The following is a 12242-nucleotide window of genomic DNA, read 5'->3' as shown; positions in this document are numbered from 1 at the left end:
AGGGATACCGCGTCTGGGCCAATGAACGGGCGACCGCCGCGCCCGATGCCGACCGCTTCCAGCTGGCAGTCGAAGCGGTCGGCACGGGGGAAATAGTGGGGCCGTCGGCTCCCACCAGGCTGACGCGCGTGCGGGCTGGTTCGAGTACGGCATCACGGTCGGTGCTGAGCACCGTCGTCAGGGCTACGCGGCAGAAGCCGCGGTCCTGCTGCTTCGCTTCATGTTCGATGAGAACCGGTACCACAAGTGCCAAGTGCGGACATTCGCCCACAACGAAGCGTCACTGGCTCTCCACCGTCAGCTCGGCTTCGTGGAGGAGGGCCGACTGCGTGAGCTCGTGTACCTCTCCGGCCGGTACCACGACGTCGTGATGATGGGCATGCTCGCCGACGAGTTCGCCCGACTGCACCCTGTGACCACCTGACGTTCTTGAGCGCCCGGACGAATAATCCGGGCCGGACGGCGGGCCGGGGGTTTCAGCCGGGGCCCTGCGGAAACACGCGAACAGGTCGAACACGTCGAAGAGGTACCGATCGTGAGGAGACTGATCGCCGTGGGGATCATGGTTCTGCTGATCGCACCGATGCTGCTGGCCCTGTTGCTGGTCACCCGAGGGGACGGGCACCGCCCCCGCCACCGGGCCGGCCGCAGCTGATGATCGTGCGCGTCGAGCGAGGGTGAGGAGGGGGCGTGCCGGTACGAGCGGTGGGTTGGGCCCGGTCGATTCCCGTCAGCCTGGGTGTCCGTGAGGCCCGTCGGTGGTGTCTGGCCCATCTGGAGACCCTGCCGTGGACCGGGGGCGCCCCCGACACCGTCCACTCCATCCTGCTCACGGTGTCGGAGCTGGTCACCAATGCGCACGTGCACGCCCACAGCAGTGCCCGGCTCGTCCTGACCTGGGACGGCTGCTGTCTGCACGTCAGCGTGGCGGACGACGACCCGGAGCTGCCCGCGCCCAGGCCGGCTTCCACCCGGGCCACCTCCGGCCGGGGCCTGGCCATCGTCGACGCCCTCGCCGACGGATGGGACGCCCACGCCTTCCACGGCGGCAAGGCGATCACGGCGTGCTTCCATCCGCCGGACGGGYCCGCCCCGCACGGCCGGGAGGCCCGGGGGCCGTGACGGGGCCGTGAGCCGTCCACAGCGCAGGTGTCACGGCGTGGGCAGGAACGGTTCAACTCCTGACCATCTCGCATTCGTATGTCATGTGAAATATCACATGACATACGAAGCCGCCTGCGGGTCACCGGGCGGCGATCCGCGATGACGAGGAGAATTCCGATGAACCGCTTGACCCTTCTGGCGGTCGGCGCCGCAGGCCTGACCGTCCTTTCGGTCGGCCCCGCCTTCGCCGCCGCCCCCGCGGCCGTCCCTGCGGCTGCCGCCGAGACCGTCACCTCCTGCGGGGCTTCGGGTCTTCAGGCGGGTCTGACCACCAGGGTGTGCGCCGATGTCACCGGCACCACCGTCGAGTTCTTCGGCACGGTCGGACTCGCCGGCCCGCCCTCGCCCGGCGGCCCGGCGCCCGCGCCGAAGGAGCTCTTCACGACTCTGTCCACCGAGGTCGTCGGGAGCAACCCGCCCGTCACGCAGACGAGGTCGGTCATCTTCGCATCATCGGCGCTTGCGGTGCGCGGTGCGGCCGGCACCGCCCCGTGCGGTTCGACCGTGCGCGCCACCTTCGGCGTGGCCTCCTTCCCCTGGCCGGCCAAGCCGGTCGTCCACGAGGTCACGATCACCTGCTGAGCAGGCCCGCGCCAAGGTACTGCGGCGCACACGCTGACGGAGTTCCCGTCGGCGTGTGCGCCGTTTTGACGCCCGGGGCCGTTCGGGAAGCGGAATCGGCGCCTTGGTCACGCAGAAGTATGGAAGTAAGGTCTCCGTTTATTCGGACTGGCTGGATATGATCGGCAGCCTCACCCCCCAGGGCCGTGTCGGCAGTTCCCCCCATGCCCTCACCCAGCCCGTCCCGTCTCCGCCGCTCCCGAGGACCGATGTCTGCGATGGCAACCGAAGGCCCACCGAGCCCGCCGCCCGTGCGGCGCCGCCGCACCGTGCGCCTGCGTACGTTGCTGGTCTGCCTGGCCGTCGTCCCGACGGTGGCGATGGGGGCCCAGGTCACCGTGACCGCCCAGCGGTTGCTGGCCCAGTCGGAGCACCTGCGCGCCGACGTGGAGGCCGGCCGTCGGATCGGCGTACCGCTGGTCAGCCTGATGACCGAGCTGCAGGCCGAGCGGGCCATGACGGCGGCGCGGTGGGCGGGCTCACCCGTGTCCGACGACTCCCTGCGCGAGAAGCGGGCCGAAACGGACCGGGCGGCAACGGAGTTCCGGCGGCTCCCGGGTACGGGCGGCGACGACGCGGCGCAGGGCTCCGGGCAGGGCGAAGGGCGCCTCGCCGCCGTGAGCGGGCGGCTCGACCTGCTGGCCTCGTACCGCAAACGCGCGGACGCCCACAGCGGCAGCGCCGAACAGGCCGTCGGCTACTACACGGACGTGATCGACGACATCATCCGTGCCTACCAGGATGAATTCAGCCACGCGGACGACGCCGAACTCGCCCAGGAGAGCAGGCCCGCCGTGGCCCTGTTCTCGGCCGCCGAGATGGTCGCACGCGAGGACACGGCCCTCGCGCTGGCGGGGCCGTCCCGTGAACTGCCGGCCACCGCCTTCTCCGAGTTCCTGGACGCGGTCGGCACCCACCGGTACCTGTACGAGACCTGGATCGTGCCGTACCTCTCTGCCGCCGAACTGGCGTCGTACGAAAAACTCACCGGCTCGGACGCCTGGCAGACCAAGGTCCGCATCGAGAACGCGGTCGTCGCCAACCACAAGGACACCCCGACCGGCGTGAAGCTGCCGGTCGATGTCGACGGCTGGCCCGCCGCGCACCGCACCGTCGCGCCGGGGCTGGCCGCACTCGACCTGGACCGGGCCCGCAGCGTGCTCGCGCACGCCGACGAGAAGGCCTCGGCGCTGGAGGCCGAGGTGTACTGGCTGGTCGGGGCCAGCGGTGGCGCCCTGCTGCTGGTCGCCGGGGTCGTCGTCCTCACCACGCGGTCGGTCCTGCGCCGGCTGAACCGCCTGCACACCCGTACGGTCGCCATCGCCGAGGAGACTCTGCCCGACGTCGTGGCCCGGCTCCAGCGCGGGGAGGCCGTCGACGCGCAGGCACTGCCTGTCGTGCGCGGGCGCCGGGACGAGGTGGGGCAGATCGCCGACGCCTTCGCCCGGGTGGTCGCCGCGTCCGTCGACGGGCACCGGCAACTCGCCGCCGAGCGGCACGGCTTCGGCCTGTTCGCMTCGGGCATCGCCTCGCGCACCGGAAACCTCGTCAGCCGGCAGCTGAGCCTGACCGAGGACCTCCAGGACGCCTTCGGTCACGACGAAGCGCTCCTGGCCCAGTTGATGCGGTCCGACCAGTTGACGGTGGGGATGCGACGACAGATCGAGAACCTGCTCATCCTCGCCGGTGGCGACATCCCGGACCCGCACACCGAGCCCATGCGCGTCGCCGACCTGCTCCGCGAGGCCGCCGCCGAGGTCGAGGACTTCAGACGGATCGAACGGCAGGCGCTGGACGAGGCGAGCGTGGAGCCCCACGCGATCAGCCAGATCAGCCACCTGCTGGCGGAGCTGCTGGACAACGCGACGCGGTTCTCGCCGCCCCGCGCGAAGGTGGTCGTCCGCGCCGAACTCGTCCCGGACGGGCTGTCCTTCGAGATCGAGGACCGCGGGCCCCGTGTCCCGGCCGCCGGGTACGAGGCCATGAACGAGCGCCTGCACTCGGCGCCGCCGTACTCCGTCCTCGCGGAGAACGCGCACCGGCTGGGCCTCTTCGTCGTGGGYCACCTCGCCGACCAGCTGCAGGCCCGGGTCACGCTGCGGCGTTCGGTGTACGGGGGGACGGCTGCCGTGGTGATCCTGCCGAGCGGACTGCTGGCGCCTGCCGGAGGGAAGACGGAGCCGGGGCCGAGGCCCGAGCGGGATCCGGGTCCGGCCGGCGTGCTCCATCCCGTACGAGAACCCGTAGGCGAGCCCGTACGAGAACCCGCACGAGAGCCCGTACGCGGCCCCGTACGCGAGCCCGCCCCCGGTGCCGACGCCCGGCCGGCCCCCGCCCCCCTGACGCCCCTGCCCGCACGGTCGCTGCCCACCCGTGCCGCGCCCGCCGGCGGTACCAGGCCGGCCCTGCCCGAGCGCGTCCCGCAGACCCACCTCACCAGGCAACTCCGGGGCCCCCGCGCCCCGGAGCCGGAAGCCGGCGACCGGGACGCGGAGACACCCCAAGAGGTGGCCGACGCCTGGGCGGACTACGAAGAGGGGACCAGGAAAGTGGAAGCAGAGCTCGGAACGGATCGGCCATGACGACGACAGCCAGTGACATGATGTACGGCATCCTGGACAACAACCTGAGCCGGATCGCCGGCATCGAGGGAGCCGTGCTCCTGTCCAACGACGGGATCAAGCTCAGCGCCTACCTGCTGGAGCGGGACCAGGCGGAGCGCATCGCGGCCGCTTCCTCCGGCGTGGCCGCCACGATGAAGGCGATATCCCGGGAGATCGACGGCGGCCGGGTCATCCGCCAACTGGTCGAGATGGACGACCGGTATCTCTGCGTCGTCGGGTGCGGCGAAGGCAGCACTCTCATCGTGGTGACCTCCCGCAAGGCACGGCTCGGCGAACTGGGCGGCGAGGCCGTGCGAACCGCCCAGGCGCTCGGCGAGTGGCTGGGAACACCCGAGCGCACGTCCGCGCCGACGTCGTAATGCCGGACGAGCCGCAGCGCCGAAGCCCCCGCAGGACACGGCTGTACGCGCTGACCGACGGCCGCACGGCCGCCGCTCCGCAGACCGTCCTCACGATGGACACCACCATCGTGGCGGCGGTCGCCGGGGACGACGCCCACACCGGCCTGGCCACCGAATGGCGGGCCGTCCTCACCATGTGCGCGCCGCCGGGCGGACTGGCGGTCGCCGAGATCGCCGCCCGCATGCACATGCGCCTCACCCCGATGAAACTCCTGCTGGGCGAACTCGCGGAACGCGGGCTGATCCACCACCGGCCGCCCCTGGACGGCGCCGGGACCACCAATGTCCACCTGCTCATGAAAATCAGGGACAACCTTGCCCGGATATGACACCCCCGCCGCCCCCGCCGCCCAGGGAGCGTCCCCCGTCAAGATCCTCATCGCGGGGGGATTCGGAGTCGGCAAGACGACCCTGGTCGAGGCGGTCTCCGAGATCGAGCCGCTGCGCACGGAGGAGCGGCTCACGTCCGCGGGGATCGGTGTGGACGACCTCGACGGGATCGAGTCCAAGACGCTGACCACCGTCGCGATGGACTTCGGCCGGATCACCCTCGCCGACGCCGGAGTCGTCCTCTACCTGTTCGGCACACCGGGCCAGGAGCGGTTCTGGTTCATGTGGGACGACCTGCTCAACGGTGCCCTGGGGGCGCTCGTGCTCGTCGACACGCGCCGCCTGGACCGGGGCTTCCCGGCGATCGACTTCTTCGAGAGCCGGGGGCTGCCCTTCGTGGTCGGCGCGAACTGCTTCCACGGCGAACAGCCTTACACCGCCGAGGAGATCGCCGCGGCACTGCGGCTGAGGGACCCCGCCACCCCCGTGCTCCTGCTGGACGCCCGCTCGCGTGCGGAAGCGCGCGACTGCCTGCTGGCCCTGCTCGACGTGGTCATCGCGCAGGCGGGAGCCCCGGCCGGACACCCCCGCGCCCGAGGCGGCGCCGAAGCCCGCACGGCGCGTCCCTGACCGGGGTCACCGGCCGCCTTGGATGCGGAGGGCGACGAGGGTCAGGTCGCGGAGTTCGCCGGGGGCTCGGGGGTGGTGACCGGCAGCGATGTCGGCGAGGGTGCCGAGCCGTCCGGGGTGGACCATGACGGGCAGGCCGCGGCGAGTGAGGCAGCAGAAGACGGCGGACTCTTCGAGGAAGTAGGAGCTGGACGCGTCGACGCGCTGCCGGCGTTCCGCGGCACCGACCGCGGGGGAGTGTTTGGCGTGGAAGGCGCGCCCGGAGGCTTCCACCGAGGTGCGGAAAGCGGCGTCCTGGGTGAACAGGGCACGCAGGCGGCGGTGGTGCTCCGCGTACTCCTCGGTCTCCTGGACCTCGCTGCAGGTGACGACGGTGAAGTCGGTCGCCGCGCGGTACGTCTCCAGGACCGGCTGCTGGGCGCGGACGAACTGCCGCCCCAGATCGAGGGCGTGTTCGAGGGCCCGCCCGGGGTCCATGCCGCGGGTCGAGGCCAGGGTGAGGCGGTGGATGCCGTCGCCTGTGAGGACGGTGCAGCGGCTGAAGCGGGGGGAGATCCACCGGAGCATGCTGTCGAACTTGGCCGGGGTGAAGGTGCTGTTGTCCAGGCTGACGCCGAGGAAACACGCCTCCTGGTCTTCGAAGGTGCTCCGGTGGGCCGCGGGGGAGACCGATTGGATCGCGGCCCGGTAGCGGGTCCGGCGTCCCGTTGCCGGACGGGTGGAGGCGTGCGAAGGAGCAGAGGGGAGGGTCCGGTGGTCCATGGTGGTTTTCCGCCTGAAGGGGTCGCCTGGTAGGGGCAGTCGTCCTGCTTGACGGCATGCGAGGCAGAAACGTTCCTTCAGTCGGTGCGGCCGCGAACGGCACGCCCCCGCGACCTTCGCCGGCGAGCGGACCTCGTGACCGTTCCTCCGGCCGGGTGAAAGCCGGGTCCCGGCGCGCCCGCGGACACGATCGCGGTCAGCACGGACGACTCGCCCGCCTGCGGGAGTCGACCGAGTCCCTGCACCTCGCCCGAGGCCGGTGAGCCGTCGTGCCGGGGCCTCGGAGGGCGGATCAGCTCCGCTGGAACAGCACCTCGGGGTCGGCGGCCGTCGGCCCGTCCAGGCGCGGCGCGGGCAGGCCCTTGAGGTGCCGGTCGAAGAAGTCGCCCGTGGTAGGCGCGGGTGATCTGCTGCGAGCGGGTGCCCGAAAGCGGGGTCTCCGGGTGGGGGGCGCCCGCCCGGTCGGAGAGCACCGGCCAGTCGGTGAAGCCGGGGTGGCCCATGCAGGTGACGGTGAGCCAGCGCTTCCAGCCGTCCATCCGGGGCCAGGCGTCCGCCCAGCTGGTGTCCTCGATGTCGGGCGGCAGCAGGGCGGGGTCACCGCCGAGCAGCAGGAACGGGCGCTTGCCAAGGCCGCCCTCGGGCAGCGGGGCGAAGAAGGTGCCGTCCATGTTGACCCCGGCTCCCACGCGGGGGTCGGCGGCCATGGCGGCGGCCGCGGAGGCGCCGCCGATGGAGTGGCCGGCCATGCCGATGCGCCGGGTGTCGATCAGCCGGGCGTGCCGCCAGGCGGGACGGTCCGAGGTGAGCCGGTCCAGCAGGAACGTCACGTCCCGGGCGCGGGCCTCGGACACCCGGCTCAGCGACCGGTCGGGGAACACCTGGTCACAGGCTGTGCAGCCCAGCAGTCGGCCGCCGGGGAAGGTGCTGCCGTCGGACTCGTAGGCGTGGTCCAGTGCGGCCACCACGTAGCCGCGCGAGGTCAGGTCCTCCGCCGGCACGGTGAGTGAGGAGCGGGGCAGGGTGAAGCCGGGTGAGAGGACGATCAGCGGGTAGCGCCCGGGTCCGGTACGCGGCAGCGCGCCCTCACGGGCGTGGGTGCGGACGGCGGCCACCTGTTCGGCGGTGGCGTGGCGGGAGGGCTCACCGCGGTAGGTGAGCAGCGCGCGGGCCTCGTCGAGGGTCGTGTACGGGGCCGGGATGCCGGTGTCCGCGAGGGCGGGGTAGTAGAGGGACACCATCATCTCGCGGTCGGCGGCCGGGACCCAGGGGTCCTTGCGGTTGCCGTCGACGAGGTGGAGGGTGTCCCGGCCGACGGCGAAGGGGCCGGTGGGGCGGGGCAGCGCCAGGCGCGTGGCACCGGCGGGGGCGTCGGCCCGGTCGGCGGTCCCGGCGGTGGCCGTCGCCGCGCCGCCCAGCAGCAGAAGCCCGGCCGCCGCGGCTGCGGCGGCCCTGTGGATGATCTTGTTCATGCGCACAGCCCAGGGGTACTTAGGTAAGCCTCACTTTAGTTGAGGTGAAATGGCTCGAATCGGCTACCGTCGCGCGCGTTCGAGGAGGGCTGCGACGTGAACCGGACGGGGCCGCCGGCAGGATGCCGCTCGGTTCACCCGCGGCGGCGCAGCACACCGGGGAGCCGGCCGCCGCGCCCTCGCCGCAGCCGGGAGTGGCGGTCCAGTTCCTCCATGAGCCGGTGGGACCGCTTGTCCACGTCGAGTTCGTCCAGCACGCGGTCCACATCGGCGAGGAGAGCGCCGTGCAGCTGCCATTGCGCGGGCGCGGTGCGCAGCTGCTCCAGCAGCAGGTTCGCCAGCAGGTCCCGGCATTCCCGTGCCATGCCCAGCTCCCGCGTGAGCCGTTCCTCCTGCTCCTCGGCGTTCGTGGTGACCTGCGCGGTGATCAGCCGGGAGAAGCTGTGGACGGCGAGCGCCATGTGCCCGAACAGGTCCTGAAGGGCCCGGGTCACCGCGGGTGAGAACATCGGCTCGTCCTCGCGGGCCTTCGCCAGGTCCGTGAGCGCCCGGGCCGAGACGCGCAGCACGACGGCGCAGATCTCAAGGGTGTCCAGGCCCGTGCGCAGGACCAGCCGGAACATCAGCCCTTCCCGTACACGGGGGTTCATGCGCAGGCTGTCCTCCGCCTGGCGCAGTGCGGCGTCGACCCCGGCGATGTCGTTGTCGAGCCGGCGCGCCTCGTGCAGCTGGGTGACGGCCCCCGCGACGGTGGTGTGTCCGGTGAGCCCGTCGGCCATGCCGGTCATCAGTGTGGCCATGCGCGCCGCGAGGTCGTCGATCGCCCGGCTGGCGGGCTCCACCCAGACGGGCGGGGCGAACAGCAGGTTGAACGCCAGTCCGACCACTGCGCCGATCAGCGTCTCCAGCACTCTGTCCCAGGCGGTGGCGGCCACCTGGCTGACGCCGAGGACCAGCATCGCGCTGATGGCCACCTCCGGGACGAACTCGTCCACCCGGACCAGGTGCCCGACCACCAGCGAGGCCAGGATGACCAGCCCGAGGCTCCACCAGGTAAGGCCCACGAGCGCGCTGAAGCCGATCGCGACCAGGACCCCGGCCACGACGGAGTTCACCCGGCGCACCCCGGTGGTGAGCGTGGAGTACAGGGTGACCTGGACCACCAGCAGGGCCGTGAGCGGGGCCGTCAGCGGGGCGGGCTCGTCACTGAGCCGGAGTGCGATGACGTACGACACCACCGCGGCCCCGGTGGACCGTACGCTCTGCACCACCACGGGGTCCCGCCGCCTGGACAGCAGCTGGCGCAGGCGGCGGCGGAGGAGGGGAGGGGCGGGGGGATGTGCGACTTCCGGCATACCATCGCCTGTTCCCCGTAGGGCCCCGCGATCACACCCCGAGGGCGCCGGCTCCCCGCCGGGGCGGGGTGCCCTCGTTTCGGGCGGCCGGGTTCCGCGGGGCGGGCTCGCGGACCTCGACCAGACGGGCAACGGCGTCGACCACGGCCGCACGATGGCCGGATCGGTGCTCTTCGGGGTTCCCGCCACCACCGGTCGTGGTGTACCAGGCCTGGGCCAGGCCGAGGACCAGGACGAGCAGGTCGGCCGGGTCGTGTGTGGGGTCGACAAGCCCGTCGCGCTGGGCCGCGGCCAGGGAGGCCGCCTTGCGTGCGTACGCCTCCGCCTCCAGGGCGGTGGCCTCCGGGCGCTCCAGCCGCTTCCACATCACCAGGCGCATGAGTCGCGGGTCGGCCGTCAGGTGGTCGAAAATGGCACCGGCGTAGCGGGGCAGGTTCTCCGCGTCGAAGGGGACCGATTCCGCGCCCTGCTCCACGGCCTGCAGGAGCACCTGGTCGAACAGGCCTTCCTTGTTGCCGTAGTAGACGTAGATCATCCGCTTGTTCGCCCCGGCCGTGTCGGCGATGCGGTCGACCCGGGCGCCGGCGATACCGTACTCGGCGAACTCGTCGAAGGCGGCCGCGAGGATACGGGCCTTCGTTGCGCTGGAATCACGTGCCATGGCCCCCAGGCTAGCAAGTAACTATCTGGTTATTGACATGTGGGGCGGGGCTCGTGCATCGTGTAGATAACCAGTTAGTTACTTACTGCTGGACCCGTCGCTTCCCCCGCAAGGAGAACACCATGGAACTGCGCGCACTCGGCTCCCAGGGACTGCAGGTCGGCGCCGAAGGACTCGGCTGCATGGGCATGAGCGCCTTCTACGGAGCCACCGACGAGACCGAATCGCTCGCCACCATCGACCGGGCACTGGAGCTGGGCGTCACCCTGCTGGACACCGCCGAGGGCTACGGTCCCTTCGTCAACGAGCAGCTGGTCGGCAAGGCCGTCGCCGGTCGCCGCGACCAGGTGGTCATCGCCACCAAGACCGGCATCGAGATCGACGACGACGGCGCCGTCCGGGGCCACAACGGCCGCCGTTCCTACATCCACCGTGCTGCCGACCGCTCGCTGCGCCACCTGGGCACCGACCACATCGACCTGTACTACCTGCACCGCGTCGACCCGGACGTGCCGATCGAGGAGAGCATCGGCGCCATGGCGGAGCTGGTCACCGCGGGCAAGGTCCGCTACCTCGGCATCAGCGAGGCCGCCGCTGCCACCATCCGGCGCGCGCACGCCGTCCACCCCCTGACGGCCGTGCAGACCGAGTACTCCCTGTTCGAGCGGGGCCTGGAGGACAACGGCGTGCAGGCCACCCTCGACGAACTCGGCATCGGCCTGGTCGCCTACTCCCCGCTGGGCCGCGGCTTCCTGTCCGGCGCCATCACCAGCCCCGACGACTTCGCCGACGACGACTTCCGCCGGACGGACCCCCGCTTCCAGGGGGAGAACTTCGCCCGCAACCTCGCGGTCGTCGACGCCGTCCGACGCCTCGCGGAGGCCAAGGAGGTCACCCCCTCCCAGCTGGCCCTCGCCTGGGTGCTGCGCCGGGGCGCGGTGCCGATCCCGGGGACGAAGCGGCGCGGGTACCTGGAGGAGAACATCGCCGCCACCGGCGTGACGATCACCGATGAGGACATCGCCGCGATCGAAGCCGTCGCGCCCCGCGGCATCGCCTCCGGCGACCGCTACGCCCCGGATTTCATGCACAACCTCAACGGCTGATGGACACCCCCGCCCTGCCGTGCCGTACGGAGGGTGCCCTCGGGGGCCCGGCCGCCACGGGCGGCGGGGCGTGCGGCGAGGCCCGCGGCCGGGCAGTGCGGGCCTCCGTAGCGGCAGGGGAAGGTGCCGTGCCGGGGAGGTGGGAGCCGGGGCCGCGCTGCATGGGACGCGGCCCTCTGGCGCAACGGCGGCCCGGTCGGGCACCATCGCGGTGCCCGACCCGTACGGGCACGGCCCCCACCGCTCGTGTTCACCCAGCAGGAGGCTTCCCACGTGAAGACCCGATCCGTCGTCACCGCACTCTTACTCCTCCTCGGCGCGCTGTTCGCACCGGGCTTCGGAGCATTGGCAGGCACGACACAGGCCCACGCGGCGACCAAGATCAGCCATGCGACGGCGACCTCGATGTTCCGCCAGGCCGGGATCACATGGTCCTCGTCGGGCAACTGCTCGGACCGAAACAACCCGACCTGCACGTCCTTCGACCAGCTCAACCTCGCGACGGCCCAGGGCGCCCAGACGCTGAAGAGCGCCACCGGCTGCGCCCTGAACATCACCGGCGGCACCGAGACCGGCCACGCGAGCGGCACGTACTCCCACTGGAACGGCTACAAACTCGACTACGCGAAGGCCTCGTGCCTCACCAACTACGTCAAGAGCACGTTCTCCTACATCGGCCTGCGCGGCGACGGAGCTCCCATGTGGCAGTCCGGCTCGGGCAACGTCTACGCGGACGAGGGCAACCACTGGGACGTCCTCTACTACAACTGCGGAGGCTGCTGAGCCGGGACGGCAACGGTGGCCGACGGGGCGGGCGTCGGCCGCCCCTGGGCCCGGGGCGGATCCACCAAGCTCCGCTCGGGGCCCAGCCCGGCCCCAGTCGATCCCGTGGCGCCGGCAGCCCGACTCCTCGGGCCCGGAATTCGGACCAGGGCCCAGAAGTCCGGATCGTTCGTGCATGCGGTACCTAAGACTTGTCCCGTAAATGATCTTTGAGTCGCCCTGGGCAGGGTCGGTCGCGGTGCGATCCGCTGGCTTATCCGGCGAGGGCGAGGTTGTGCAGGCGGGCGATGCCGAGCATGGCTTGGTGCACTCCGTCGCCTTTGAGGCGGCAGT

Annotated in this window: 13 protein-coding genes; 9 read left to right on the top strand and 4 right to left on the bottom strand. The window is 71.7% G+C overall.

Annotated elements, in window-relative coordinates; translation table 11 throughout:
* The first annotated feature begins 151 nt into the window (after nt 1-151).
* The 7 genes from AB4039_RS12295 (at nt 152) to AB4039_RS12265 (ending at nt 5770) form a co-directional block, all read left to right on the top strand.
* Entirely contained in the window at nt 152-424 is a 273-nt protein-coding gene (locus AB4039_RS12295; RefSeq protein WP_442270761.1) for a GNAT family N-acetyltransferase, read from the top strand.
* A gap of 266 nt (nt 425-690) precedes the next feature.
* The gene (locus AB4039_RS12290; protein WP_442270707.1) at nt 691-1122 is read left to right on the top strand and encodes an ATP-binding protein; all 432 of its coding nucleotides are present in this window, start codon (nt 691-693) and stop codon (nt 1120-1122) included.
* A gap of 159 nt (nt 1123-1281) precedes the next feature.
* A complete protein-coding gene (locus AB4039_RS12285) occupies nt 1282-1746 on the top strand; it encodes a hypothetical protein (RefSeq protein ID WP_442270706.1) in 465 nt (154 codons plus the stop codon).
* A gap of 257 nt (nt 1747-2003) precedes the next feature.
* Nucleotides 2004-4367 carry a nitrate- and nitrite sensing domain-containing protein gene (locus AB4039_RS12280; protein WP_442270705.1) on the top strand — a complete coding sequence of 788 codons (2364 nt, stop codon included), beginning with the start codon at nt 2004-2006 and terminating at the stop codon, nt 4365-4367.
* On the top strand, nt 4364-4768 hold the full coding sequence (locus AB4039_RS12275; RefSeq protein ID WP_266844427.1) for a roadblock/LC7 domain-containing protein: 405 nt from the start codon (nt 4364-4366) through the stop codon (nt 4766-4768). Before AB4039_RS12280 ends, AB4039_RS12275 begins: the two co-directional genes overlap by 4 nt.
* The gene (locus AB4039_RS12270) at nt 4768-5139 is read left to right on the top strand and encodes a DUF742 domain-containing protein (RefSeq protein ID WP_371680878.1); all 372 of its coding nucleotides are present in this window, start codon (nt 4768-4770) and stop codon (nt 5137-5139) included. Before AB4039_RS12275 ends, AB4039_RS12270 begins: the two co-directional genes overlap by 1 nt.
* The gene (locus AB4039_RS12265; protein ID WP_442270704.1) at nt 5126-5770 is read left to right on the top strand and encodes a GTP-binding protein; all 645 of its coding nucleotides are present in this window, start codon (nt 5126-5128) and stop codon (nt 5768-5770) included. Before AB4039_RS12270 ends, AB4039_RS12265 begins: the two co-directional genes overlap by 14 nt.
* A gap of 6 nt (nt 5771-5776) precedes the next feature.
* On the opposite strand, the gene AB4039_RS12260 is transcribed toward AB4039_RS12265, so the two are convergent.
* From AB4039_RS12260 to AB4039_RS12245, 4 genes are all read right to left on the bottom strand, one after another.
* On the bottom strand, nt 5777-6532 hold the full coding sequence (locus AB4039_RS12260) for a tRNA-dependent cyclodipeptide synthase (protein ID WP_442270703.1): 756 nt from the start codon (nt 6530-6532) through the stop codon (nt 5777-5779).
* Nucleotides 6533-6609: 77 nt separating this feature from the next.
* Nucleotides 6610-8004: an alpha/beta hydrolase family protein gene (locus tag AB4039_RS12255; RefSeq protein WP_442270702.1), complete on the bottom strand. Its 1395-nt coding sequence runs from the start codon at nt 8002-8004 to the stop codon at nt 6610-6612.
* A 134-nt stretch (nt 8005-8138) separates the two neighbouring features.
* Entirely contained in the window at nt 8139-9359 is a 1221-nt protein-coding gene (locus AB4039_RS12250) for an aromatic acid exporter family protein (RefSeq protein ID WP_266844419.1), read from the bottom strand.
* A gap of 31 nt (nt 9360-9390) precedes the next feature.
* Nucleotides 9391-10020, bottom strand: coding sequence for a TetR family transcriptional regulator (locus AB4039_RS12245; RefSeq protein WP_266844417.1), 630 nt, complete (start codon nt 10018-10020; stop codon nt 9391-9393).
* Between the two features lie 122 nt (nt 10021-10142).
* Here AB4039_RS12245 and AB4039_RS12240 point away from each other — a divergent pair, with 122 nt between their 5' ends.
* Both AB4039_RS12240 and AB4039_RS12235 read left to right on the top strand, forming a co-directional pair.
* The gene (locus tag AB4039_RS12240) at nt 10143-11126 is read left to right on the top strand and encodes an aldo/keto reductase (RefSeq protein WP_266844415.1); all 984 of its coding nucleotides are present in this window, start codon (nt 10143-10145) and stop codon (nt 11124-11126) included.
* A 273-nt stretch (nt 11127-11399) separates the two neighbouring features.
* Nucleotides 11400-11909, top strand: a complete 510-nt coding sequence (locus AB4039_RS12235; RefSeq protein ID WP_266844413.1) for a hypothetical protein — start codon at nt 11400-11402, stop codon at nt 11907-11909.
* The last annotated feature ends 333 nt before the right edge of the window (nt 11910-12242 follow it).

This window comes from Streptomyces sp. M-16, assembly GCF_052114405.1.
Classification (GTDB): Bacteria; Actinomycetota; Actinomycetes; order Streptomycetales; family Streptomycetaceae; genus Streptomyces.
This window is presented reverse-complemented; position numbering and strand designations above follow the sequence as displayed.